The following is a 24,733-nucleotide window of genomic DNA, read 5'->3' as shown; positions in this document are numbered from 1 at the left end:
GCGCTACCCGCTCAGGGCCGCCAGCCGCTCCCCGGCGGCGGCCCTGACCTCGGGCTCCTCCATCGGGTCGTCCCGCAGGTACGCCAGCCGCCCGCCGATCCCGGGCCCGTCCGGGGCGTGCGCGATCCCCAGCAGCCGGGCGTCCGCCTCGCAGTCCCAGAGGCACTCCGGGTACACCGCGTCCAGGCCTGTCGGATCGATGGCGGCCAGCGCCTCCAGGTAGGCCGCCCGCTCGTACGAGTGCGGCGTCCACAACCAGAACCGCCGCAGCAGCGAAACGGCCTCCCCGGCCCCGGGCCCGAACCGCCGCAGCCCCTCAGCCGTCCGCTTCGGCCCGCACCACCGCCGCTCCACCCAGTCCCGCTCCAGCCGGGCGACCAGCACGGGGGTGTCCTGGACGGTGCCGTGCCCGGCGAGCACGCCGTACCCGAGCCCCGCCAACCAGCCCTTCTCCGCCCTCGCCCATTCCCGCGCGTCGGGCACCGCGAGCGCCCCGAGCTTCTCGACGACCCCGATCAGCGGCCACAGCAGGTGCTTCCCGTCGGCCTTCCCCAGCGACGGCACCAACGGAATCACCCCGGGCTCCGGCCCCCGGTCATCGATCACATCCAGTGCGGCGGTCCTTCTCTCCTCCGTCTCCCCGGGATCCGCCAACAGCCGAAGCAGCCCGGCGTTGTCGACCTCCGCCAGCGGCTTCGGCCCCCGGGGCCCGCGCACCGGGCGCGGCCCGGCCAGCCCCCAGCGGTCCCACGGCTCCCCCCACAGCTCCGCCCGGTCCCGACCCCGGAGCCGCTCGCGAGCCATGCCCGCCAGGTCGTCCCACCACTCCACCGGCCAGGCCGCGGCCACGGACTCCAGCACGTCCTGCCAGTGCTCGCCGTCCCGGACGTACCCGCGCAGCGCCTCCCGCGCCTGCGCCGAGCCGTCGAGCGCCAACAGCTCCAGCACCCGGGTGGCCCGCTCGCAGGCGTCCGCTCCGGCCGCCAGCAGCTCGACCACCGGCCCGAGCGGCAGCGCCAGGTCCCGGACGAGCCGCGCCAGGTACAGGGCCCGGTCATCGGCCTGCCGGTCCCACCGCCACTCCCAGCGGATGCACCCGTACACCAGCTCGGCGGCCGCCGCCGGGTCCTCCTGCGCCATCCGCGCGCCCAGCCCCCGCCCGCGCTGCAACAGCCCCGGAAGCGTGTGCGCGGGCGCGTGCTCGTATCTCCGCTCTGCCACGCCCCCATCGTCCCCCAGCCCCCGCCCCGCACGGGCGGCGGGGCCATCGGACTCCGCGGATCCGACGAGGGCCACACCTGACCCACCAACGCAGGAGGTCGGCCCACCCGACTTCCTGCGCCACCCCTCAGCGCGCCCGCCCGCGCCCTACCCGGCCGCCGCGGCGCTCCCGCCGGACTGCGCGAGGACGCGCCGCAGCCAGCGGATACGGGCCTCCCGGGCGTCCCGGGTGAGTGCCGCGTCCGGGGCCAGGCTGTCGAAGCCGTGGAAGGCGCCGGGCCAGACGTGCAGTTCGGCCTGGCCCCCGGCCTGCCAGATCGCGTTGGCGTAGGCCACGTCCTCGTCCCGGAAGGTCTCGGCCGACCCGACCTCGATGTAGGCCGGGGGCAGGCCGGACAGGTCGGTGGCGCGGGCGGGGGCCGCGTAGGGCGACAGGTCCGCCGCGCCCACCCGGTCGCCGAGCAGCGCCTGCCAGCCGGTGGCGTTGGAGGTCCGGTCCCAGAGGTCGACGCCGGCCATCTGGTGGCTGGAGAAGCTGTCGTTGCGGTCGTCGAGCATCGGGCAGAGCAGCAGCTGCCCGATCGCCGCGGGGCCGCCCCGGTCGCGGGCCAGCAGGGCGATCGCCGCGGCGAGTCCGGCGCCGGCGCTCTTCCCCCCGAGGATGATCCGGTCCGGGTCGATGCCCAGGGCCCGCGCGTTCGCGGCCGTCCAGACCAGTCCGGCGTAGCCGTCCTCCACCGGCCCGGGGTACCCGGCCTGCGGTGCCAGCCGGTACTCGACCGAGATGACGGCCAACTCCAGGGCGAGGGCCCACTCCTGAAGCGCCTGCCGGAGCACGGACCAGGCGTTGCCCACGACCATGCCGCCGCCGTGCAGGTAGTACAGCACCGGCAGCGGCCCCCGGAGCCCGGCGGGCCGCGCACTCACCAGGGTGACCTCGGGCGCGCCCGCCGCACCCGGCGCGCGCAGCTCCTCGACCTCGAACCGGCCGTCGGCCCGCAGCTCCCGAAGCGTCGGCCTCGGCCGGGTCGCGGCGTCCCGCTGCTGCCGGTCGGCGAGGTTCTCCGGGGTGAACGGCTCCCGCAGCGCACGCCCCCGGGCACCCCCCAACGCCGCCAGCGCCGCCCCCAGCTCGGGATCGAACGCGGGCACCGGCGGCACCCCCTCGGGGCTCACGACCGCCCGCCCGGCCGGGCGCCCACAGGCCGGCCAGCACGGGCCTTCGGCACATCCGTACCGGTACGAAACGCCCGCGCAAGGTCCATACGACGCATGTCAACCACCCCCCACCACACCCCGAACGACAAAGCCGACAGCCCGTCAGCACCGCCCGCCCGGTCAGCCCGCCTGGTCGTCCAGCTCCGCCAGGAAGTCCAGCGCCACCGCCCAGGTCTGCTCGGCCGCCTCGGCGTCGTAGTCCGGCAGGTCCGGGTCGGTGAAGACGTGGCCCGCACCCCGGTACCGGTGCACCTCCACGTCCGCACCGGCCTTGCGCATGCCCAGATACCAGGCGTTCAGCCAGTCCTCGGGCTCGAACGGGTCGGGCTCGGCGATGTGCAGCTGGACCGGGATCGAGGTGGCCGCGTCCTCCCGGATGTCCGAGGTGCCGTGCAGGAGCAGCAGCCCGAGCGCCTTCTCGTCGGCCAGCGCGAGGTTCTGCGCGAGCGAGCCGCCGAGCGAGAAGCCGGCGTAGACGAGCGCGGCGTCCGACCCGAGCAGCGGCGCGGCGGCGGTGACGGCCCGGCGGAGCAGCTCGTCGCTGCCGAGCTCCTCCTTGTACGCCATGCCCTCCTCGACGTCCTCGAAGGTCCTGCCGTCGAACAGGTCGGGGGTGTGCACGGTGTGTCCGGCGGCCCGCAGCCGGTCGGCGGCGGCGTGGACGGCCGGACGCAGCCCGTAGACGGAGTGGAGGAGCAGGATCTGGGCCACGGTCGGACTTCCTTGCAGCGGTGGTCGGGGGGTGTCCCCATCATCGCTCATGACCGCCGGGTGACCTCGCGCACCCGCACCGGTGGCGGGACGTCACACGCCGGTGAATCAGCGACAAACAGTCAGTTCAACATATGGAACGCATCATTACCGCCCGGTAGCCTGTCCGCCGTGACTGACCTTGTCGATGACATGACCGCTGCCCGCCCGCACCGCCGCCAGGTGCTGAAGGCCACCGCCCTCGTGGCCGGCGCCGCCGCCCTCCCGCTCGCCCTCGGCACCACCGCCGAGGCCGCGACCGCCCCGCAGTTCCTCCACGGCATCGCCTCCGGCGACCCGCTGCCCGACGGCATCCTGCTCTGGACCAGGGTCACCCCGACTCCCGAGGCCGTCCCCGGCTCCGCCACCGGCCCGGACACCGACGTCCGCTGGGAGCTGGCCACCGACAAGGCCTTCACCCGGATCGCGGCGAGCGGCACGGTGACCGCCACCGCCGCCGCCGACCACACCGTCAAGGCCGACGTCCGCGGTCTGACCCCGGACACCGCCTACTGGTACCGCTTCAGCGCCGGCGGCACCGTCTCCCCCGTCGGCCGCACCCACACCACCCCGGCCGCCAACGCCGCCCTCGCCCGCCTGCGGTTCGGCGTGGCGTCCTGCGCCAACTGGGAGGCCGGCTACTTCTCCGCGTACCGCCACCTCGCGGCCCGGGGCGACCTCGACGCCTTCCTCTTCCTCGGCGACTACATCTACGAGTACAAGACCGGCGAGTTCTGCGCCCGCGGCACCGTCGTCCGCCCGCACGCGCCCACCCACGAGATCCTCGACCTCGCCGACTACCGCACCCGGCACGGCCGCTACAAGACCGACGAGGACCTCCAGGCGCTGCACGCGCAGATCCCGACCATAGCCATCTGGGACGACCACGAGTTCGCCAACGACGCCTGGTCCGGCGGCGCCGAGAACCACACCCCCGGCACCGAGGGCGACTGGTCGAACCGGATGGCCGCCGCCAAGCAGGCCTACTTCGAGTGGATGCCGGTCCGCCCGTCCGTCGCCGGCACCACCTACCGCCGGCTGCGCTACGGCAAGCTGGCCGACCTGCACCTGATGGACCAGCGCTCGTTCCGCTCGCAGCAGGTCAAGGTCGGCAACGGCGACGTCGACTCGGCGGACCGCACCATCACCGGCCGCGCCCAGATGGACTGGCTGAAGGCCGGGCTCACCGCCTCCGACACCACCTGGCGGCTGATCGGCAACGAGGTGATGATCTCCCCGGTCGCCTTCTTCTCGCTGCCCGACTACATCCTGCGCCCGCTGGCCAAGCTGCTCGGCCTGCCCGGCGAGGGCCTGGCGATCAACACCGACCAGTGGGACGGCTACACCCACGACCGCCGCGAGCTGCTCGGCCACCTCACGTCGAACGGCATCAACAACACCGTCTTCCTGACCGGTGACATCCACTCCGCCTGGGCGTCGGACGTCCCGAACGAGGCCGCCACCTACCCGCTCTCGGGCAGCGCCGCCACCGAGTTCGTGGTCACCTCGGTCACCTCCGACAACATCGACGACATCCTCAAGGTCGCACCGCAGACCATCTCGCTGGCGGCCGCCGCCGCGATCAAGGCCGCCAACCCGCACATCAAGTGGGTGGACCTGGACTCGCACGGCTACGGCGTCCTGGACATCACCCCGGGCCAGACCCAGATGGACTACTACGTCCTGTCCGACCGGACCCGCAAGGACGCCACCACCAAGTGGACGCGCTCCTACCGCACCCGTACCGGCACCCAGCAGATCGAGCGGGTCTACTCGCCGGTCAAGTGAGCCCGCCCGGGTGGGGCCGCCCCGGCCCCACCCGGCGTCCGGCAGCCACCCGGCGTCCGGCAGCCACCCGGCGTCAGGACACCACGTCCTTGCGGGCGAAGCCCCGGAAGGCCAGCGCGAGCAGCACCACCGCGTAGGAGAGCGACAGCGACACGCCCTGCACCATGCCGCCCCACTCCAGCTGCGGCTGCAGGGCGTCCGCCCACGCGTACTGCCAGTGCGCGGGCAGCCACTCCCGCAGGTCGCCGAGCGCGGTCACGGCGTCCAGCACCCCGGTGATGATCGAGGCGAACACCGCCCCGCCGACCGCGCCGAGCGGCGCGTCGGTGGCGGTGGAGAGCCAGAACGCCAGCGCGGCGATCACGATCTCGCTCAGGAACACGAAGGCCACCGCGACCGCCAGCCGCGGCAGCGCCTCCCCCGCCGACAGGCTCGCCCCGGCCGGGAGCCGCAGGTCCCCCCAGCCGTACGCGGCGGTGCCGACCAGCAGTCCGATCGCCGGCAGCAGCACCACGGCCGCCGCCGAGAACGCCAGCCCCACCGCGAACTTGCGGGCCAGCAGCCGGGCCCGCGGCACCGGCGCGGCCAGCAGGTAGCGCAGCGAGGACCAGCTCGCCTCGGAGGCCACGGTGTCCCCGCAGAACAGCGCGACGGGGATCACCAACAGGAAGCCGGTGCCCATGAAGAGCATGGTGGTCGCGAAGTTGGGCCCGGAGGCGGTGGCCAGCTCGATGAAGGTGGTCCGGTCGGCCCGGCTCGGGGTGCCGCCGATCTGGAACGCCGCCAGGATCACGAACGGCATCGCCGCCAGCACCCCGCCGATCACCATGGTGCGCCGGCGCCGCAGCTGGCGCATGGCCTCGATCCGCAGCGGGAGCGTGCGGCCCGCCCGGTACCCGGGCGCGTGGTCCGGCGAAACGGCCGTCGTCATGCGGCACCTCCGATCAGCGACAGGAATGCGTCCTCCAGCCGGCGGTGCGGACCGGCCCGCTCCACCGGCACCCCCAGCCGGACCAGTTCGGCCAGCAGCTCACTGGCCGGCATGCCGTCCAGCCGGACGAGCAGCCCGCCCTCGACCGCGTCCACCGAGCCGACGCCCGCCAGCTCGCCCGCCTTGTCGGCGGCCACCGCCAGCTCCTGCGGGCCGTACGAGGCGGGTGTGCCGATCAGCAGCAGCTCGCCACCGCCCACGATCTCGGCGACCGCGCCGGTGGTGACCAGCCGGCCGTGGTCCATCACCACCAGGTCGGTACAGCTCTGCTCCACCTCCGACAGCAGGTGGCTGGAGACGATCACGGTCCGTCCGGCGGCCGCGTAGCGGATCATCACCTCGCGCATCTCGCGGATCTGCGGCGGGTCCAGCCCGTTGGTCGGCTCGTCCAGGATCAGCAGGTCCGGCAGGCCGAGCATGGCCTGGGCGATCGCCAGCCGCTGGCGCATGCCCTGCGAGTAGGTGCGCACCGCCCGGTCCAGCGCCTCGCCGAGGTCGGCGATGGCCAGTGCCTCGTCGAGGTGCGCGTCCTCGGTCGGGCGGCCGGTGGCCTGCCAGTACAGCCGCAGGTTGGCCCGGCCGCTGAGGTGCGGCAGGAAGCCCGCGCCCTCGACGAAGGCGCCGACCCGGGAGAGCACCGGCGCGCCGGGGCGCACCGCGTGCCCGAAGATCCTGATCTCGCCCTCGTCGGGCCTGATCAGGCCCATCAGCATCCGCAGCGTGGTGGTCTTGCCCGCGCCGTTCGGGCCGAGCAGGCCGAGCACCTGGCCCTGCTCCACCCGGAAGCCCAGCTCCCGGACGGCGTACCGGTCGGCGGCGCCCTTGTAGCGCTTGCTGAGGCCGGTGATCTGCAGCGGGACGCCGGCCAGCGCCGGGTCGAACGCGGGCCCGCGCGGCCGGCCCCGCCGCCGCAGCCGGGGCACCAGCAGCAGCGCCGCCGCCACCGCGACGGCCACCAGCGGCAGCAGCCAGGTCCGGGCGGGCAGCGGCGCGGCCTCGGTGACCAGCGCGTCCACTGTCGGCACGGTGAGCGCCCCGGCCACGGCGGCCTTGTACGCGGCCGGCTCGGCGGGCGAGGCGTACGCCAGGTCGGTGCCGGCCAGGACCAGCCGCAGCCGGTGCCCGGCGGCGAAGGTGTGGTCGACGGCGGGCAGGGCGACGGTGACGGTGCGTCCGCCGGGGGCGTCGGCGCCGGTCACCCGCAGCGGGGCGACCAGCTGCTGCGGCAGCGTCTGCCTGCCGTCCGGCCCGACGTCGTAGAGCTTGGCGAACAGCACCGCGTCCGGCCGGTCGGCCTGGACCTTCACCGCGACCGTCGGCTGCCCGGTCAGGTGCAGCGCGCCGTCCAGCGCCGCGGAGTCGAAGGTGGCGTGCTGTCCGGGGAAGTCCAGCGAGATCCCGGCCCCCAGCGCGGCGGCCTGGCTGAGCGCGCCGATGCCGGGCAGCGTGGAGATGTTCGGCGGGGCGCCGCCGGGCGGATTGGCGAAGGCCTGCTCGGGGCCGGTCAGCGGCACCGTGCGCGAGCCGGTGCCGCCGAGGCCGGGGTAGGCGTCGGCGGTGGCGCCGCGCAGCACGGCCTGGAATCCGGTGGAGTCGACGCCGCCGGTGCGGGTGACCCGGAACGCCGGACCGGTGTCGCCGCCCGCGCCCGGGGCGGCGGGGTTCTTCAGGTAGCGGTCGAACCAGGCGCCGACCCGGTCGTCCACCCGCTCGCTGGTGTCGGTGCCGCCGTCGTGGCCGCCCGCGAACCAGTCGACGGCCACCGGTGCGCCGTTGGCGGCGACGGCCCGGGCGATCGCGTCGCCCTGGTCGAGCGGGAACAGCGAGTCCTGCTGGCCCTGGACGACCAAGGTGGGCGCCTTGAGCCGGTCGGCCACCGAGCTCGGGCTGGAGCGGTCCAGCAGGGCGACGGCCTCCGCGTCGGCGTGCCCGGCGGTGGCGACCCGGTCGTACATCCGGCACAGCGTGTCCAGGAACCGCCCGCAGCCGACCGGGCCGTCCGGGGCCGGCTCCGGCGGGGTGCCGCCGCGCGGCGCGCCGCCCGAGGGGCCGAGGTCGCCGGCCGCACCGGTGGTGAAGAAGATGCCGGCCCAGAGCTTCTTGAACACCCCGTCCACGGCCCCCGAGCCCTGCACCCCCTGCGGGAACAGCGCGTCGGCCAGGTTCCACCAGGTGATCTGGGAGGCGACCGCGTCGATCCGCTGGTCGTAGGCGGAGCCGAGCAGCGCCACCGCGCCGCCGTACGAGGCGCCGGTGATTCCCACCCGGGGGTCGCCTGCGGCGTCCAGGCGCACCTCGGGCCGCTGGGCGAGCCAGTCGACCAGGTGCCGGACGTCCTCCACCTCCCGGTCGGGCGCGTTGAGGCCGATCCGGCCGCCGGAGCGCCCGAAGCCGCGGGCCGACCAGGTCAGGACGGCGTAGCCCTGCCGGGCGAGCTGTTCGGCCCGCTCCCGCTCGCCCTCCTTGGACCCGCCGAACCCGTGGGCCAGCAGGATCGCCGGGCGCGGGCCCGCGCCCGCGCCCGCGGTGAAGAAGGAGGTGTCCAGCTGGACCTGCTGGTCGCTGCCGGGGGTCTCCGGCATGGCGAGGAAACGATCCTCCTGGCGGACCGCCTGCTCCCCGCCGGCCCCCACGGCCACCGCCGTACCCACCCCGGCCACCAGCACCAGGGCCGCGGCACCGGCCAGCAGCCTCCGTCCGGCCGTCGTCCCACGGCCGCGCCACCGGCGCCACGCCCCACCGAGCTCCATGGTCGGTGATCGTATCCGCCGGGCCGGTAGGCGTCCGATAAAGGCCGCCGGAACACCCCCGGGCCACCCGTGGGCCGCCCGCACCACACGCCGCCCTCCCCCGCCCACGGACGGAGGAGGGAAGGGGACGGGACGGGACCTAGGGGCTTGAAGACAGGCCCTAAAGGACCCGGGTCATGGTCCGGTGCGGGATCCCCGCGTCGTCGTAGACCGGCCCCTCGGCGGCGTAGCCGAGCCGCTCGTAGAAGCCCAGCGCCTGGACCTGGGCGTGCAGCTCGACCTCACGCGCTCCCCGCGCGCGTCCGGCCGCCTCCACCGCCCGCACCAGCTCGGCGCCCAGCCCGGTGCCGCGCGCCGCCTTCACCACCGCGAGCCGGCCGAGCAGCACCCGGCCCTCGATCCCGCCGGTGAGCTTGAGCGCCTGCTCCCCGTGGATCAGCCGGGCGGTGCCGAGCGGCTCCCCCTGCGGGCCGACCGCGAGCAGGTGCTCGGAGGTGGCGTCGAGGTCGTCCCACTCCTCGTCCTCGGGGATCTCCTGCTCGACGATGAACACCGCGCGCCGCACGCCGTGCACCAGCGCCAGGTCGTCCTCGCCCCCGGCCACCCGGATCCGCGCCGCGAAGGCACTCATGGCCGCACCCCTCAGCTCTCGGAGGAGATGATGTCCAGCGCCTTGCGCAGGTCCGCCGGGTACTCGCTGGAGAACTGCACCCACTCGCCGTCGGCCGGGTGCTCGAAGGCCAGCGAGACGGCGTGCAGCCACTGCCGGCTCAGCCCGAGCCGCTTGGACAGCGTCGGGTCGGCGCCGTAGGTGAGGTCGCCGACGCAGGGGTGGCGCAGCGCGGACATGTGCACCCGGATCTGGTGGGTGCGGCCGGTCTCCAGCTTGATGTCGAGCAGCGAGGCGGCCCGGTAGGCCTCGATCAGGTCGTAGTGGGTGACGGAGGCCTTGCCGTCCTTGGTGACCGCCCACTTCCAGTCGGAGCTGGGGTGGCGGCCGATCGGCGCGTCCACGGTGCCGCTCATCGGGTCCGGGTGGCCCTGCACGAGGGTGTGGTACTTCTTCTCGGTCACCCGGTCGTGGAACTGCCGCTTGAGGTCGGTGTAGGCGCGCTCGGACTTGGCGACCACCATCAGACCGGAGGTGCCGACGTCCAGGCGGTGCACGACGCCCTGGCGCTCGGCGGCGCCCGAGGTGGAGATCCGGTAGCCGGCCGCGGCCAGGCCGCCGATCACGGTCGGGCCGGTCCAGCCGGGGCTGGGGTGGGCGGCGACGCCGACCGGCTTGTCGACGAGCACGATGTCCTCGTCGTCGTGGACGATGCGCATGCCCTCGACGTGCTCGGCGACGATCTGCACGGGCGCGGCGGGGGCGGGGATCTCGACCTCCAGCCAGGAGCCGGCCGTCACCCGGTCCGACTTGCCGGCCACGGCGCCGTCGAGCGTCACCTTGCCGTCGGCGGCCAGCTCGGCGGCCTTGGTCCGAGAGAAGCCGAACATCCGGGCGAGGGCGGCGTCGAGGCGCTCGCCCTCAAGGCCGTCGGGAACGGGGAGGCTGCGGATCTGCGCTGCGGTACTCACCCGTACGAGTATGCCGGACTGCGGGGCCCGCCCCCGACGCCCGGCGGCGGCCGGCCCCGGGGACGGCCGCTACTCGCCCTTGGCCGGCTGGTGGACGGTCCCGTCCGGGTTGCTGCCCCGGAAGGAGAGCAGCACCACGAGGATGCCGCCGCAGACGATCGCCGAGTCGGCCAGGTTGAAGACGGCGAAGTGCTGGACGGAGATGAAGTCCACCACGTGGCCCCGGAAGACGCCCGGGGCGCGGAACAGCCGGTCGGTGAGGTTGCCGAGCGCCCCGCCGAGCAGCAGGCCGAGCGCGATCGCCCAGGGCAGGCTGTACAGCTTGCGGGCGATCCGCCAGATCACGACGATGACGGCCGACGCGATCATCGTGAACACCACGGTCAGCGCCTGGCCCATGCCGAAGGCCGCGCCGGAGTTGCGGATCACCTGGAAGGTCATCACATCGCCGATGACCTTGATCGGCGCGTGGTTCTCCAGCCGGGCGACCACCAGCAGCTTGCTGCCGAGGTCGATCAGGTAGGCGAGCAGGGCGACGACCAGCAGCACGCCGATCCGGCGGCGGCCCTTCGGCGCCGCCGCCTCCCCGGTCGCGGCGACCGCCTCATCGGGCTCGGCCACGGCCTCCTCGACAACGTCGGCGGGGGTCGGGACGGACTCGTCCCGCGTCTGAGGGGAACCTTGCGTACTGATGATCCGCTCCGCTGCCGATGGGGGTCCCCCCGGTCGAAGGGTGGGGGAGTGTGGGCCGACGATCGTCGATCGCGACGAGTCGGGCGACGTTACGGGGTCGAGCGTACGGCAAGCCCGACCCCCCGCGTCGCCCCGGTCAGCGGCGTTCCTGCTTGGCCTTGCACTGGACGCAGAGCGTCGCCCGGGGGAAGGCCTGCATCCGCGCCTTGCCGATGGCCTGGCCGCAGGATTCGCAGGTGCCGAAGCCGACACCCTCCAGCCGGGTCAGCGCGCGCTCGGTCTGGGCGAGGCTGTCCCGGGCGTTGTTGGCCAGCGCCAGCTCGCTCTCCCGCGAGATGTTCTTCGTACCGGCGTCCACCTGGTCGTCGCCGGCTCCGTCGTTGGAGTCGCGCATCAGCCCGGAGATGGCCGCCTCGGAGGCGTCGATCTCGTTCTGCAGCCGGTCCAGCTCGCTGATCAGCTCGGCGTGCAGCTCGTGCACCTCCTCGGAGGTCCACGGGTCCTCGCCCGGGCGGACCGGCAGCTCGGCCGGGTCCACCGACTCGGCGCCGCCGCGGGCCCCGGTCACCACCGGTGTCCGGACCCGGCTCGCCGCCACCCGGGCGCTGTCGGTGCTGGTCTTGTGCCGTGCGGTAGTGGTCACGGTCCCCTCCCCTGGATCGCCTGCCACGGCCTTGCGTGCCCGCTTGGTGGCGGTGCCCGCGCCGGTTGCCTTCTCAGCCATGGCTTCGACCCCATCTACGAACGAATCGAGCCGCCGGTTCCCGGCGGCTTCCAGTGCCGGAACGATAATCCCCATCAAAACCGGTCACAACCTGACATACCGGCGCCTCACAATGATCCCACCCAGGCAGCCGTCACAGCCGCCCCGCCCCGCGCGCTGACCTGAGTTGTGCCCAGAACACCCCCGGCTAACCGCACCCCTGCGCGCCGGGCAAACCGACTTGCCGCGGCCGATACACTGGGCCTGCAAGGCGCAGATGGGACGAGTACCGACGCACGCAGCCAGCAGAGACCCGGGGACGGTGTGAGCCCGGGGGCGTGCGCGGCGGGAAGATCACCCCGGAGCCGCCGGAAGAACGGCCACCGGCCTACTAGACCCGGCAGCAAGCCCAAACAAGAGGGCCGCGAGCAGTACTGCGGCCAAGGAGGGTGGTACCGCGGGGCGGCATGCCGTCTCGTCCCTCCGTCGGATCCCGTCCACATCCGCCGGAGGTATGACAACCGCGATGACCACCTACAACTCCGTCCCCGCACAGGTCGATCTGCCTGTGCTGGAGCACCAGATCCTCTCCTTCTGGCAGGACAACAAGGTCTTCCAGCGCAGCCTGGAGCAGTCCGAGGGCCGCCCCGAGTGGGTCTTCTACGAGGGCCCGCCGACCGCCAACGGCATGCCCGGCGCCCACCACATCGAGGCCCGCGTCTTCAAGGACGTCTTCCCGCGCTACCGGACCATGAAGGGCTACCACGTCGCCCGCAAGGCCGGCTGGGACTGCCACGGCCTCCCGGTCGAGCTGGCCGTCGAGAAGGAGCTCGGCTTCTCCGGCAAGCAGGACATCGAGGCGTACGGCATCGCCGAGTTCAACGCCAGGTGCCGCGAGTCGGTGACCCGCCACACCGACGCCTTCACCGAGCTGACCACCCGCATGGGGTACTGGGTCGACCTCGACGAGGCGTACCGCACCATGGACCCGTCCTATGTGCAGTCCGTCTGGTGGTCGCTCAAGCAGATCTTCGACAAGGGCCTGCTGGTCCAGGACCACCGGGTCGCCCCCTGGTGCCCGCGCTGCGGCACCGGCCTGTCCGACCACGAGCTGGCCCAGGGCTACGAGACCGTCGTCGACCCCTCGGTCTTCGTCCGCTTCCCGCTGACCGGCGGCCCGCTGGCCGGCGAGGCCGCGCTGCTGGTCTGGACGACCACCCCCTGGACCCTGGTCTCCAACACCGCTGCCGCCGTCCACCCCGAGGTCGTCTACGTGGTGGCCACCGACGGCAACGAGCGGCTGGTCGTCGCCGAGCCGCTGCTGGCCAAGGCCCTCGGCGAGGGCTGGGAGGCCACCGGCCAGTCCTTCACCGGCGCCGAGATGGAGCGCTGGGCCTACCGGCGCCCGTTCGACCTGGTCGAGATCGAGAACGCGCACTACGTCCTCAACGCCGACTACGTCACCACCGAGGACGGCACCGGCATCGTCCACCAGTCCCCCGCCTTCGGCGCGGACGACCTCGCGACCTGCCGCCGCTACGGCCTGCCCGTGGTCAACCCGGTGCTCGCCGACGGCACCTTCGATCCGGCCGTCCCGCTGGTCGGCGGCCAGTTCTTCAAGAAGGCCGACGAGGCGCTGGTCGCGGACCTCCAGGAGCGCGGCCTGCTCTTCCGCCACCTGCCGTACGAGCACAGCTACCCGCACTGCTGGCGCTGCCACACCGCGCTGCTCTACTACGCGCAGCCGTCCTGGTACATCCGGACCACCGCCGTCAAGGACGCGCTGATCCGCGAGAACGAGGCCACCAACTGGTACCCGGAGACGGTCAAGCACGGCCGCTTCGGCGACTGGCTGAACAACAACATCGACTGGGCGCTGAGCCGCAACCGCTACTGGGGCACCCCGCTGCCGATCTGGCGCTGCGAGGAGGGCCACCTGGCCTGCGTCGGCTCGCTGGCCGAGCTCTCCGAGCTCACCGGCACCGACCAGAGCGGCCTCGACCCGCACCGCCCGTTCATCGACGACGTCACCTTCGACTGCCGCGAGTGCTCCGGTACCGCCACCCGCGTGCCCGAGGTGATCGACGCCTGGTACGACTCGGGCTCGATGCCCTTCGCCCAGTACGGCTACCCGTACCAGAACAAGGAGCTGTTCGAGAAGCGCTACCCGGCGCAGTTCATCTCCGAGGCGATCGACCAGACCCGCGGCTGGTTCTACACGCTGATGGCCGTCGGCACCCTGGTGTTCGACAAGAACAGCTACGAGAACGTCGTCTGCCTGGGCCACATCCTGGCCGAGGACGGCCGCAAGATGTCCAAGCACCTGGGCAACATCCTGCAGCCGATCCCGCTGATGGACCAGCACGGCGCCGACGCCGTCCGCTGGTTCATGGCGGCCGGCGGCTCGCCCTGGTCGGCCCGCCGGGTCGGCCACGGCACCATCCAGGAGGTGGTCCGCAAGACCCTCCTCACCTACTGGAACACCGTCGCCTTCCAGGCCCTGTACGCCCGGACCTCCGGCTGGGCCCCCTCCCCGGGCGACCCGGCCCCGGCCGACCGCCCGCAGCTGGACCGCTGGGTGCTCTCGGAGCTGAACACCCTGGTCCGGGAGACCGACGCGGCACTGGAGGCCTACGACACCCAGCGGGCCGGCAAGCTGCTCTCCGCCTTCGTCGACGACCTCTCCAACTGGTACGTCCGCCGCGGCCGCCGCCGCTTCTGGCAGGGCGACGCGGCCGCGCTCGCCACCCTGCACGAGGCCCTGGAGACGGTCACCCGGCTGATGGCCCCGCTCACCCCGTTCATCACTGAGCGGGTCTGGCAGGACCTCGTCGTCCCGGTCACCCCGGACGCCCCGGCCTCGGTCCACCTGGCCACCTGGCCGCAGGCGGACGAGACCCTGATCGACACCGACCTCTCGCGCCACATGGCGCTGGTGCGCCGGCTGGTCGAGCTCGGCCGGGCCACCCGCGCCGAGTCCGGGGTGAAGACCCGCCAGCCGCTCTCCCGGGCGCTGATCGCCGCCCAGGGCTGGGAGGAGCTGCCCGCGGACCTGCGCGCGCAGATCGCCGAGGAGCTCAACGTCTCCGCCCTGGAGTCGCTGGCGGAGGTCGGCGGCTCGCTGGTCGACACCACCGCCAAGGCCAACTTCCGCGCGCTGGGCAAGCGCTTCGGCAAGGGCGTGCAGGACGTGGCCAAGGTGGTCGCCGCCGCCGACGCCGCCCGGCTCGCCGCCGAGCTGCGCTCGACCGGCACCACCGGCGTGGAGCTGAACGGCGAGCGGATCGAGCTGGGCCCGGACGAGGTCGTCATCACCGAGACCCCGCGCGAGGGCTGGGCGGTCGCCAACGAGTCCGGCGCCACCGTCGCGCTCGACCTGCACATCACCCCGGAGCTCAAGCGCCTGGGCGTCGCCCGCGACGCCATCCGCCAGATCCAGGAGGCCCGGAAGAACTCCGGCCTGGACGTCTCCGACCGGATTGTGCTGCGCTGGCGGGCCGCCAACGAGGAGACCGCCGAGGCGATCGCCGAGCACGGCCCGCTGGTCGCCGAGGAGGTGCTGGCCACCGACTTCGCGGCCGGCGCCGCCGACTGGGAGTCGGAGACCTTCTCCGACGAGGCCCTCGGCCTCGCCTTCCAGCTCCGCAAGGCCTGACCGGAAAGCCCCGAAGCCGCCGTCACCCCCGGGTGGCGGCGGCTTCGCCGTACCCGGCCCGAGCGCCGGCCCGCCCCTGGGGAACCGCCCCCGGCCCGACCGCCCCCGATCCGGCCGAACCCGGACACACCGACGAGGGCGCCCCCGCCATGACCCGGAAGGTCAGACGGGGGCGCCCTCGAAGTGCCCGGCTACAACCTCAGTTGTCGCCGTCCTCGTCGATCAGGAACCCGCGCATCGGCGCCGGCGCCTGCTGCATCGGCTGCGGCGGCTGCGGGCGGACGGCGGCCATCGGCTGGGTCATCCCGGCCGGGGCCATCTGCGGCGCACCGGAGTTGCCACCGGAGGACTGCCCGCCGAAGCTCGGCGCACCGTTGTTGCCACCGAAGGAGCTCTGCCCGCCGAACGACGGCTGGTTGCCACCGAAGGACGGCTGGTTGCCACCGAAGCTCGGGGCACCGCTGCTCATCGCGGACGCACCGGCCGGAGCCATCGACGACGCGGCCGGCGGCAGCGAGGCGGTGGCCGGGATGCGCGGCGGGGCGAGCGAGTCGTCCGCCTGCGACTCCAGCTGGCGCAGCTGGGTCTCCAGGTAGGACTTCAGGCGCGTCCGGTACTCACGCTCGAACGCCCGCAGGTCCTCGACCTTGCGCTCCAGCGTGGCCCGGGCGGACTCCAGGGAGCCCATCGCGACGCGGTGCTTCTCCTGCGCGTCCCGCTCCAGGGCGTCGGCCTTGGCACGGGCGTCGCGCTCCAGGCCCTCGGCTCGGCTGCGCGCCTCGCCGACGATCTTGTTGGCCTCGGAACGGGCCTCGGAGATCGCCTGGTCGGCGGTCTGCTGGGCGAGCGCCAGGACGCGGGCGGCACTGTCGCCACCGGGGCCCTGCTGCTGCATCGGGCCGCCCATCGGGCCGCCCATCTGCTGCTGGCCGCCCATCGGGCCGCCCATCTGCTGCATCTGCTGCTGGCCCATGCCCTGGCCCATGCCCTGGCCCATGGGGTTGCCCTGGCCGGGACCCTGCTGGCCCATCGGGCCGCCCATCGGCTGGAGCATCTGACCGCCCATCGGCTGGACCAGCTGCTGCTGGCCGCCCATGGTCTGGTTCATCTGCTGCTGCGGGCCGCCCATCGGGCCGCCCTGCCCGGACGGGAGCTGCGGCGCGCCGGACGGCAGGCCGAGCGGCTGGTTGCCCATCTGCTGCTGCTGCTGCGGGCCGCCCATCTGCTGCGGACCGCCGGGGCCACCCATCTGCTGCGGGCCGGGGCCCTGCTGCCCGGGGACCGGCGGGCCGGATATGGCGGCCGGCACGGGGGCGCCGGGACGCGAGTCCTGCGGCGGCTCCTTGCGCATGTTGGCCTGGTTCTGCGCGGCGGCACGGGTCGCGGCGGCCAGCTTGGCGCGCAGGTCCTCGTTCTCGCGGAGAAGGCGGGTCAGCTCCGCCTCGACCTCGTCGAGGAAGGCATCGACCTCGTCCTCGTCATAGCCTTCGCGCAGGCGGACGGTCGTGAACTGCTTGTTCCGAACGTCCTCGGGGGTCAATGGCATCTCTTCACCTCAACGTGATCGTCGGCACACCGGCATCCTGTCGCATCGCTCACCTACGACTAGGGCCGCACAAGCGAGATCAGGACATACACAATGATCATCAGTACGAAGAAGGACAGGTCGAGCGCCACGCCCCCGAGACGCAACGGCGGGATGAACCGCCGAAGAAGCTTGAGCGGCGGATCCGTGACAGTGTACGTGGCCTCCAGGACCAGGACCATGGCCTTGCCGGGCCGCCACGAACGCGCGAACTGGAAGACCCAGTCCATCACCAGCCGCACAAGCAGGAACACCAGGAAGACGGTCAGCGCGTAGTAGAGCACCGCCCACACGATCCCCATCGCGCTTCCCTCTCCCCTGTACTCGGGCCATTCGGCCTGTCGCCTGTCGTTAACTCACTGTCGATCAGATCCACACGTAAAGTCGTGGCCGGGTCAGCTCTGGTTGAAGAACCCACCCTCGGCGATCCGAGCCTTGTCCTCCGCCGTGACATCGACGTTAGCAGGAGACAGCAGGAACACCTTCTGCGTCACGCGCTCGATACTGCCGTGCAGACCGAAGACGAGTCCAGCGGCGAAGTCTACGAGCCGCTTCGCATCGGTGTCGTCCATCTCGGTCAAATTCATGATCACAGGGGTGCCGCCACGGAACTGTTCCCCGATCGTACGGGCCTCGTTGTAGGTCCGGGGGTGCAGCGTGGTGATGCGGTAGGGCTCTCGTTCGTTCACTACCTTGGGCATGATCACCGGGGCGCTCTTCTCCAGGTTGTGGCGGCGTTCGGGTGTGATGGACGACACTGGGGCCATCCTCGGGGGCTCCTGCCGGATCGGTACCGCGGCCGGCACCGGCTGCGGCGTGATCGAGGAGACCGGGGCGGGCGCCGGCGACGCCGGGCGGGGGATGTCCTCCGTCCGCCCCGTGCGAATCGGCTCGGGGTCCGCGTCGTAGTCGTCGTCGGGGTCGTACCCCTGGCCGTCGTACGTCTCGTCCTCCACGAGGCCGAGGTAGACCGCCATCTTGCGCATTGCGCCGGCCATGCTCCTGTCTCCTCCGCTCATGCCCACCTCGCTGCGCTCGGTGGTCGCTTCGCGAACGCGCGCCGTCGATGGTCGCTCGCTCCGCCTGCTCCGTGGTGGATCGACTCCGTCCCGACGACCGGGCCGTCCGGCCCCGTCTGCGGATACCCGCGGCCCGCCCGCGACGGACCGTCAGGCCGACGGCCGGTCAGAGATCGTGGGTGGGTGCCGCGGAGCTGCGATCCACGGTTCGCTAGCGCTCTGGAAAGCTGCTAGTTTCTGTCCTATTTTGTCCTGCAGTCTGATCTACTACCCGGTGACGTTACCTGAGGGGTGACCGCACTCCGAGTACCGCCGTTCCGACGCGCACATGTGTCGCCCCGGCGGCAATCGCCTGCTCCAGGTCACCACTCATTCCTGCGGAAACCATCGTGGCAGCAGGATGGGCCGTGCGTACGGCGGTTGCGATTTCCGCCAGCCGCTCGAAGGCGCGGGCCGGGTCGCCGGCCAGCGGCCCGGCGAGCGGGGCGACGGTCATCACACCGTCCAGCCGCAGCCCGGGCGCGTCGGCGATCGCGTCGGCCAGCGCCGCGACGTCCTCTGGTGCGACCCCGGCCCGGCCCTCGCCCTCGCCGCTCTCCTTGTCCAGCGCCACCTGCACCAGGCAGCCCAGCTCCGGACGCTCCGACTTGAGCACCGCGGCGGAGAGCGAGCCGACCAGGCGGGCGCGGTCCACCGAGTGCACGTGGTTCGCGTACCGGACCACCGAGCGGACCTTGTTGGTCTGCAGCTGGCCGACGAAGTGCCAGTCCAGCGGAAGGTTTCTGCACTGCTCCGCCTTGGGCCCGGCGTCCTGGTCGCGGTTCTCCGCGACATCGGTGACGCCCAGCCCGGCCAGCAGCGCGGAGTCCTCGGCCGGGTAGGTCTTGGTCACCACGACCAGCCTGACCTCGTCCCGCGCCCGCCCCGCGGCCGCACAGGCGTCGGCGATCCGGCGCTCGACGACCTCGAGGTTGGACCCGAGTTCCTCGTACCGGGCCCGCTGGCCCTCCGTCAGGGCCGCCGAGAACTCGGCGCTGCCCGGGAACGGTCCGTAGATGTCGTTCGTCATGAGAGTTCAGAGCCCAACCAGACGTAGCTCGCGAGCCGACCCGTCCGCTGCTCGCGACGGTAGGAGTAGTGATCGGCGGATTCGAGGGTGCAGACAGATGATCGCACCAACTCGGTGACGCCCGCAGCGGCCAGCTGCGCCGCCACTCCCTCCGCCACGTCCAGGGCCGGGGTCCCCCAGGAGGTCTCGGCGTACGCGGCCGGCACCGCCTCGGCCACCTCGGCCCGCAGCGCGGCCGGCACCTCGTAGCAACGGCCGCAGACCGCGGGGCCGGTGGCGGCGGTGATCCGCCCGGGCTCGGCGCCCAGCTCCACCATCGCCCGGACCACCGCGGGCACCACGCCCGCCGCCAGCCCGGGCCGGCCCGCGTGGGCCGCGCCCACCACGCCCGCCACCGGGTCGGCCAGCAGGACCGGGGTGCAGTCGGCGGTCAGCACCGCCAGCGCCAGCGGCCGGTCGGTGACCACCGCGTCCACGGTCGGGGCCTGCCCCTGGGGCTGGCGCCCGGTCACCACCGCGACCTCCGCGCCGTGCACCTGGTTCATCCAGACCACGTCCGCCGGGTCGAGCCCGAGCGAGCGGGCCGCGATCGCCCGGTTCTCCCGGACGGCCTGCGGGTCGTCCCCCACCGCGCCGCCGAGGTTCAACTCCCCGTACGGCGAAGTGCTCACCCCGCCCCACCGGTCGGTGAAGGCGAAGTGAGCACCGTTGCGTACTGCGTGTTCCACCACGGACTACTTCAAGAAGTCCGGGACGTCGAGCTCCTCGGCGGGGCTCTCCACGAACGGCTGGCGGGCCGGCTGCACCTGCGGCGGCACCGGGGCCGCGGTCGCGGTGGCCGGAGCCTCGGCCTGCCGGGAGCCGGCCGAACCGTCGTGGTCCGAGCGGGACGTCACCGAACCGATGTTCCCGTACGGCGGCCGACCGGCCGGGCGCTCGGGCGCGGCGCTCGGCGTACCCGCCGGGGGCGTCGCCGGGGTGGCCTTGACCACCGGGTCGCGGACGATCGCGGGCGGCTGCCCGCCGTCGAAGCCGGCCGCGATCACGGTGACCCGGACCTCGTCGCCGAGCGCGTCGTCGATGACCGCGCCGAAGATGATGTTGGCCTCGGGGTGGGCGGCCTCGCTGACCAGCTGGGCCGACTCGTTGATCTCGAACAGGCCGAGGTCGGAGCCACCGGAGATGGAGAGCAGCACACCGCGGGCGCCGTCGATGGACGCCTCCAGCAGCGGCGAGGAGATCGCCATCACGGCGGCCGCCTTGGCACGGTCCTCACCCCGGGCGGAGCCGATGCCCATCAGCGCCGAACCGGCGTCCGACATGACGGACTTGACGTCGGCGAAGTCCAGGTTGATCAGACCGGGGGTGGTGATCAGGTCGGTGATGCCCTGGACACCCGAGAGCAGCACCTGGTCGGCGGAGCGGAACGCGTCCAGCACGCTGACCTGGCGGTCCGAGATGGACAGCAGCCGGTCGTTGGGGATCACGATGAGGGTGTCGACCTCTTCGCGCAGGCCGGCGATACCGTCCTCGGCCTGGTTGGCGCGACGGCGGCCCTCGAAGGTGAAGGGGCGGGTGACCACGCCGATGGTCAGGGCGCCGAGCGAGCGGGCGATGTTGGCCACGACGGGCGCGCCGCCGGTGCCGGTGCCGCCGCCCTCGCCCGCGGTCACGAAGACCATGTCGGCCCCCTTGAGGACCTCCTCGATCTCCTCGCGGTGGTCCTCGGCGGCCTTCCGGCCGACCTCGGGGTTGGCGCCGGCGCCCAGGCCCCGGGTGAGTTCACGGCCCACATCGAGCTTGACGTCGGCGTCGCTCATCAGGAGGGCCTGCGCATCGGTGTTGATCGCGATGAACTCGACGCCCTTGAGACCGACCTCGATCATCCGGTTGATGGCGTTGACACCACCGCCGCCGATACCGACGACCTTGATGACTGCGAGGTAGTTCTGCGGTGCTGCCACGTCGAAGGCCTCTCGCCTCGAATTTCCGGGTCGGCTCGGCGCCTGTGGGATGCCGTGCCGACGGATGTCGATGGGTAGGGAGCCTGGTTTCTGACTGAATGTCCGAAATGCCGACCGCCGACCCCAACCCTAAACTTGACCTTTAGGGTTAGTGCTGTGCCTCCGTCACATCGCCAGAGAACACAGTCTGGTGACACAGGACACTAGGTCGCGCCGGGCTCGTGTTTCAACGAACACGCCGAGCTTCCCTTTTTCTTTTGAGCCTATGTGATCATCAACCGGCTAATGAAACCGGGGTGACCACCTAGGTTCGGGCCGACACCCAAAGGCGTCAACCCCTCCCCCAGACAGAGAACCTACCGGATCATCCCGACACCGCCGGCGCGTCCGGAGTGCTCACATCGAAGTTCGTACCCTTCTGATGCAGCAGCGCCACCAGGACCCGGGCCTTGCGATCGCTCTGTTCCGGGCTGCCCCAGCGCACCGTCGCACCCCCGTTGAGCTGCAGCTGAATGTCGTCGTAGGAGTGCACCAGCACCGCCCCGGCCCGCTGCGCCACTTCGGCCGGAAGTCGCGCGGCCACCATCACCGCGCCCTGCACCAGCTGCGGACGGGTGATCACCGCCTCGACGTCCTTCGCCTGCTGACTGAGTTGCAGTTCCACCACCGGCACCCCCTCGGGGGCGGCCGACTCGGTGGCGAAGCTCACGCCGACCGCGTCGACCTGGGTGAACCGGCCGTCCTCCCCCTTGACGGCGGCCACCGCCTTCCGCTGGGTGATCTTCACCCGCAGGGTGTGCGGCCAGCCGCGCCAGACCTCGGCCGAGGCCACCCGGGGGATCGCCTCGACCCGCCGTCTGGCGTCCTCCAGGTCCACCCGGGCCAGCGGGCCGGAGCCGACCCCGCCGATCGCGGCGCGGACCTGGTCGGCCGTCAGCCGGTCGTCCTGGACGCCCTGCACCGCGACGCTGCGCACGTCCAGCACCGAGGAGAGGAACAGCACCCAGGTCAGCACGCCCAGCACCGCGGCGCCGAGCGCGCCCAGCACCAGGACGCCCCGCCGGGAGAGCCGAAGCCGGGGAGCGTACTCCTCGGCCTCGAACTCCACCTCGTCCCGGGGGTGTCCGCCTCCGGCCCGTCGGGCCGGAGGCGGGTCGGCGAGGCGACCGTCAGCCACGACGGCGGCCGCCCCGCGCAGCCTCGATCGCCTCGTACACCATCCCGACCAGCAGCTCGTCGGCGTCCCGGCGGCCGAACTCGGCGGCGGCGCGGCTCATGTCCCAGAGCCGCTGCGGGTCGGTGAGCACCGGCAGCACGTTCTGCAGCACCCAGTCCGGGGTCAGCTCGGCGTCGTCGACCAGCAGGCCGCCGCCGGCCTTGACCATCGGCTGGGCGTTCAGCCGCTGCTCGCCGTTGCCGATCGGCAGCGGCACGAAGGCGGCGGGCAGGCCGACCGCCGCGAGCTCGGCCACCGTCATGGCGCCGGCCCGGCAGAGCATCAGGTCGGCCGCCGCGTACGCGAGGTCCATCCGGTCCACGTACGGCACCGCGCGGTACGGCGGCATCCCGGGGATGTCGTCGACCTGCGGCAGCTCGTTCTTCGGGCCGACCGCGTGCAGGATCTGCACGCCGTACTGCTGGAGCCGCGGCGCGATGGCGGTGACGGTCTCGTTGAGCCTGCGTGCGCCCTGCGAGCCGCCGGAGACCAGCAGGGTGGGCAGCCGCTGGTCGAGGCCGAAGTAGTGGCGGGCCTCCGGGCGGGCCGCGTTGCGGTCCAGGGTGGCGATGGTCCGGCGCAGCGGGATGCCGATGTAGCGGGAGTCCCGCAGCTTGCTGTCCGGCGTGGAGACCGCGACGAAGTCGCTGTACCTGGCGCCGATCTTGTTGGCCAGACCGGGCCGGGCGTTGGCCTCGTGCACCACGATCGGCACACCGGCCCGCTTGGCGGCCAGGTAGGCGGGCATCGCGACATAGCCGCCGAAGCCGACCACCGCGTCCGCCTTGACCCGCTCGATGATCTCCTGGGCGGCCCGGACCGTCCCGCGCAGCCGGCCCGGAACGGTGATCAGCTCGGGGGTGGGCTTGCGGGGCAGCGGAACGGCCGGGATCAGTTCCAGCTGGTAGCCGCGCTCGGGTACCAGCCGGGTCTCCAGGCCGCGCTCGGTGCCCAGGGCGGTGATCCCGATGGACGGGTCGTGCCTGCGGAGGGCGTCCGCGAGGGCGAGGGCCGGCTCGATGTGACCGGCGGTCCCCCCGCCGGCGAGTACGACATGCACCGAAATTCACCGCTCCCTGCGTGCCGGCACCGGGGCCGGGCGCGCTGTGGTTCGTCGTCGTGGCAGCACCCGGACCAGTCGTTTCCTGAACCGGGAGTTTTTGCTCCGGGCGGCCAGGGCCGCCTTCGCACCCGGGGTGCTGCGTGCGAGGCACAGCAGCACACCGATCGCGCTCATGGCCGACAGCATGGCGGAACCGCCGTAGGAGAACAGCGGGAGCGGGACGCCCGCGATGGGCAGCAGTCCCAGCGCCGACCCCAGGTTGACCACGGCCTGCGCCATGATCCAGGTGGTGACGGCTCCCGCGGCGTACCTGACGAAGGGGTCCTTCGTACCGATGGCCACACGGATACCCGCGTAGCCTAGTGCCGCGAAGAGACCGATCACCGACAGCGTCCCCACCAGTCCGAGTTCCTCGCCCGTCGCGGCGAAGATGAAGTCGGTGTGCGCCTCCGGCAGCTGACCCCATTTCTCGACCCCGGCGCCGAGGCCGGAGCCCCAGGGGCCGCCGAGCGCGAACGAGTAGACGCCGTGCAGGGCCTGGAAGCAGGCGCCGTTCGGATCGAGCTTGGTGACGCCGATGCAGGAGAGCCGCTCGGCCCGGTGCGGGACGGTGACCACCAGGGCGGTGCAGACCACGACCGCGACCCCGACGGTGGCGACGAACAGCCGCAGCGGGGCTCCGACCATCCAGAGCAGGCCGAACAGCATGGCCACCAGGATCATCGAGGTGCCCATGTCGCCGCCGAGCATGATCAGCGCGAGCAGCAGCAGGGCGCCGGGCACCAGCGGGACCAGCAGGTGCTTCCACTGGTCGAGAGTGCCGTTGCGCTGTTTGCGGGCGAGCAGGTCGGCGGCCCAGAGCACCAGGGCGAGCTTGGCGAACTCGGAGGGCTGGAACTGGAAGAAGCCGAGATCCAGCCAGTTCCGGTTGCCGTTGACCTCCACCCCGACGCCGGGCACCGCGACCAGCGCGAGCGCGCCGATGACGGCGAGCAGCACCGGGTAGACGATCACCCGCAGCACCGCGACCGGCACGCTGGCGAAGCCGATCAGCAGCACCGCGCCGAGCATGGCTGCGACCAGCTGCTTGAGGAAGTAGAACTGCGCGGAGCGGTGCTGGCCGAGGGCCAGGATCTGCGAGGCGGAGAAGACCATCACCAGGCCGAGCACCACCAGCAGCAGCACCGAGCCGAGGATCAGGTAGTAGGGCGTGAGCGGCCGCTCCAGGGTGTACCGCAGCCGGGCCCGGAAGGCCTGCACACGGGCCAGCGGGCCGGCCGACTTGTAGGCGGTCGTGGTGGCCGAGATCAGTCTCAGCGGGTGGGCGGCGCCCTTTTCCGGCGCGCCGGGACCGCCCGCCCTGCCCTGACCCGCCACCACGTTCTCCTCTTCTGCGAAGCGCCCTGCGCGGGGTCGCTCCCGGCCCGGTGCCGACGGCCCGCCTGCCGCGCCCGGCGATCGGGCGGG

General features: G+C 72.9%; 20 protein-coding genes. 2 read left to right on the top strand and 18 right to left on the bottom strand.

Features of this window, described 5'->3' with window-relative positions; genetic code table 11:
* Positions 1-3: 3 nt before the first annotated feature.
* From ACGFZP_RS02435 to ACGFZP_RS02425, 3 genes are all read right to left on the bottom strand, one after another.
* Complete coding sequence (locus ACGFZP_RS02435) at positions 4-1,221, bottom strand: hypothetical protein (RefSeq protein WP_392927737.1); 1,218 nt, start codon at positions 1,219-1,221, stop codon at positions 4-6.
* Positions 1,222-1,368: 147 nt separating this feature from the next.
* Positions 1,369-2,373 (bottom strand): alpha/beta hydrolase, encoded by a 1,005-nt coding sequence (locus ACGFZP_RS02430; protein WP_392927735.1) that lies wholly within the window; start codon positions 2,371-2,373, stop codon positions 1,369-1,371.
* 186 nt (positions 2,374-2,559) lie between these two features.
* Positions 2,560-3,201, bottom strand: a complete 642-nt coding sequence (locus tag ACGFZP_RS02425; protein ID WP_392927732.1) for a dienelactone hydrolase family protein — start codon at positions 3,199-3,201, stop codon at positions 2,560-2,562.
* Positions 3,202-3,342: 141 nt separating this feature from the next.
* Between ACGFZP_RS02425 and ACGFZP_RS02420 the strand changes: the two genes are divergently transcribed.
* Positions 3,343-4,977: an alkaline phosphatase D family protein gene (locus ACGFZP_RS02420; protein WP_392928309.1), complete on the top strand. Its 1,635-nt coding sequence runs from the start codon at positions 3,343-3,345 to the stop codon at positions 4,975-4,977.
* A 73-nt stretch (positions 4,978-5,050) separates the two neighbouring features.
* Here the strand turns inward: ACGFZP_RS02420 and ACGFZP_RS02415 are convergent, their stop codons facing one another.
* The 6 genes from ACGFZP_RS02415 to ACGFZP_RS02390 all read right to left on the bottom strand — a co-directional run bounded on the left by ACGFZP_RS02415 (position 5,051) and on the right by ACGFZP_RS02390 (position 11,635).
* Positions 5,051-5,908, bottom strand: coding sequence for an ABC transporter permease (locus tag ACGFZP_RS02415; protein ID WP_392927731.1), 858 nt, complete (start codon positions 5,906-5,908; stop codon positions 5,051-5,053).
* The gene (locus tag ACGFZP_RS02410) at positions 5,905-8,718 is read right to left on the bottom strand and encodes an alpha/beta fold hydrolase (RefSeq protein ID WP_392927729.1); all 2,814 of its coding nucleotides are present in this window, start codon (positions 8,716-8,718) and stop codon (positions 5,905-5,907) included. The genes ACGFZP_RS02415 and ACGFZP_RS02410 overlap by 4 nt, the downstream gene beginning before the upstream one ends.
* Positions 8,719-8,878: 160 nt before the next feature.
* Positions 8,879-9,349, bottom strand: coding sequence for a GNAT family N-acetyltransferase (locus tag ACGFZP_RS02405; RefSeq protein WP_392927727.1), 471 nt, complete (start codon positions 9,347-9,349; stop codon positions 8,879-8,881).
* An 11-nt stretch (positions 9,350-9,360) separates the two neighbouring features.
* Positions 9,361-10,299, bottom strand: a complete 939-nt coding sequence (locus tag ACGFZP_RS02400; RefSeq protein ID WP_392927725.1) for an RluA family pseudouridine synthase — start codon at positions 10,297-10,299, stop codon at positions 9,361-9,363.
* A gap of 69 nt (positions 10,300-10,368) precedes the next feature.
* Entirely contained in the window at positions 10,369-10,920 is a 552-nt protein-coding gene (lspA, locus tag ACGFZP_RS02395; RefSeq protein ID WP_392927724.1) for a signal peptidase II, read from the bottom strand.
* A gap of 208 nt (positions 10,921-11,128) precedes the next feature.
* Positions 11,129-11,635, bottom strand: coding sequence for a TraR/DksA family transcriptional regulator (locus ACGFZP_RS02390; protein WP_392927722.1), 507 nt, complete (start codon positions 11,633-11,635; stop codon positions 11,129-11,131).
* A 586-nt stretch (positions 11,636-12,221) separates the two neighbouring features.
* Here ACGFZP_RS02390 and ileS point away from each other — a divergent pair.
* The gene (ileS, locus tag ACGFZP_RS02385) at positions 12,222-15,350 is read left to right on the top strand and encodes an isoleucine--tRNA ligase (protein WP_392927720.1); all 3,129 of its coding nucleotides are present in this window, start codon (positions 12,222-12,224) and stop codon (positions 15,348-15,350) included.
* A 199-nt stretch (positions 15,351-15,549) separates the two neighbouring features.
* On the opposite strand, the gene ACGFZP_RS02380 is transcribed toward ileS, so the two are convergent.
* From ACGFZP_RS02380 to ftsW, 9 genes are all read right to left on the bottom strand, one after another.
* Positions 15,550-16,896 carry a DivIVA domain-containing protein gene (locus ACGFZP_RS02380; RefSeq protein ID WP_392927718.1) on the bottom strand — a complete coding sequence of 449 codons (1,347 nt, stop codon included), beginning with the start codon at positions 16,894-16,896 and terminating at the stop codon, positions 15,550-15,552.
* A 59-nt stretch (positions 16,897-16,955) separates the two neighbouring features.
* Entirely contained in the window at positions 16,956-17,237 is a 282-nt protein-coding gene (locus ACGFZP_RS02375) for a YggT family protein (RefSeq protein ID WP_148645520.1), read from the bottom strand.
* Positions 17,238-17,330: 93 nt separating this feature from the next.
* Entirely contained in the window at positions 17,331-17,933 is a 603-nt protein-coding gene (locus ACGFZP_RS02370; RefSeq protein WP_392927716.1) for a cell division protein SepF, read from the bottom strand.
* A 301-nt stretch (positions 17,934-18,234) separates the two neighbouring features.
* Positions 18,235-19,023 (bottom strand): YggS family pyridoxal phosphate-dependent enzyme, encoded by a 789-nt coding sequence (locus tag ACGFZP_RS02365; RefSeq protein WP_392927714.1) that lies wholly within the window; start codon positions 19,021-19,023, stop codon positions 18,235-18,237.
* On the bottom strand, positions 19,020-19,754 hold the full coding sequence (gene pgeF / locus ACGFZP_RS02360) for a peptidoglycan editing factor PgeF (protein WP_392927712.1): 735 nt from the start codon (positions 19,752-19,754) through the stop codon (positions 19,020-19,022). The genes ACGFZP_RS02365 and pgeF overlap by 4 nt, the downstream gene beginning before the upstream one ends.
* Positions 19,755-19,757: 3 nt before the next feature.
* The gene (gene ftsZ / locus ACGFZP_RS02355; RefSeq protein WP_392927710.1) at positions 19,758-20,987 is read right to left on the bottom strand and encodes a cell division protein FtsZ; all 1,230 of its coding nucleotides are present in this window, start codon (positions 20,985-20,987) and stop codon (positions 19,758-19,760) included.
* Between the two features lie 364 nt (positions 20,988-21,351).
* On the bottom strand, positions 21,352-22,164 hold the full coding sequence (locus ACGFZP_RS02350; RefSeq protein ID WP_392927708.1) for a cell division protein FtsQ/DivIB: 813 nt from the start codon (positions 22,162-22,164) through the stop codon (positions 21,352-21,354).
* Positions 22,157-23,263, bottom strand: a complete 1,107-nt coding sequence (gene murG / locus ACGFZP_RS02345; protein WP_387940460.1) for an undecaprenyldiphospho-muramoylpentapeptide beta-N-acetylglucosaminyltransferase — start codon at positions 23,261-23,263, stop codon at positions 22,157-22,159. Before murG ends, ACGFZP_RS02350 begins: the two co-directional genes overlap by 8 nt.
* A gap of 6 nt (positions 23,264-23,269) precedes the next feature.
* Entirely contained in the window at positions 23,270-24,643 is a 1,374-nt protein-coding gene (gene ftsW / locus ACGFZP_RS02340; protein ID WP_392927706.1) for a putative lipid II flippase FtsW, read from the bottom strand.
* Positions 24,644-24,733: the final 90 nt, after the last annotated feature.

This window comes from Kitasatospora sp. NPDC048239 (genome assembly GCF_043202015.1).
In the GTDB taxonomy this organism is placed as follows: Bacteria; Actinomycetota; Actinomycetes; order Streptomycetales; family Streptomycetaceae; genus Kitasatospora.
The sequence above is the reverse complement of the archived record's forward strand: the minus strand, read 5'-3'. Positions and strand labels throughout refer to the sequence as shown.

Bases quoted from the DNA above. Each gene is read 5' to 3' on its own strand.
- ACGFZP_RS02425 (WP_392927732.1), bottom strand. From the start codon at position 3,201: ATGAGCGATGATGGGGACACCCCCCGACCACCGCTGCAAGGAAGTCCG.
- ACGFZP_RS02420 (WP_392928309.1), top strand. From the start codon at position 3,343: ATGACCGCTGCCCGCCCGCACCGCCGCCAGGTGCTGAAGGCCACCGCC.
- ACGFZP_RS02415 (WP_392927731.1), bottom strand. From the start codon at position 5,908: ATGACGACGGCCGTTTCGCCGGACCACGCGCCCGGGTACCGGGCGGGC.
- ACGFZP_RS02410 (WP_392927729.1), bottom strand. From the start codon at position 8,718: ATGGAGCTCGGTGGGGCGTGGCGCCGGTGGCGCGGCCGTGGGACGACG.
- ACGFZP_RS02405 (WP_392927727.1), bottom strand. From the start codon at position 9,349: ATGAGTGCCTTCGCGGCGCGGATCCGGGTGGCCGGGGGCGAGGACGAC.
- ileS (WP_392927720.1), top strand. From the start codon at position 12,222: ATGACCACCTACAACTCCGTCCCCGCACAGGTCGATCTGCCTGTGCTG.
- ACGFZP_RS02380 (WP_392927718.1), bottom strand. From the start codon at position 16,896: ATGCCATTGACCCCCGAGGACGTTCGGAACAAGCAGTTCACGACCGTC.
- ACGFZP_RS02375 (WP_148645520.1), bottom strand. From the start codon at position 17,237: ATGGGGATCGTGTGGGCGGTGCTCTACTACGCGCTGACCGTCTTCCTG.
- ACGFZP_RS02370 (WP_392927716.1), bottom strand. From the start codon at position 17,933: ATGGCCGGCGCAATGCGCAAGATGGCGGTCTACCTCGGCCTCGTGGAG.
- ACGFZP_RS02365 (WP_392927714.1), bottom strand. From the start codon at position 19,023: ATGACGAACGACATCTACGGACCGTTCCCGGGCAGCGCCGAGTTCTCG.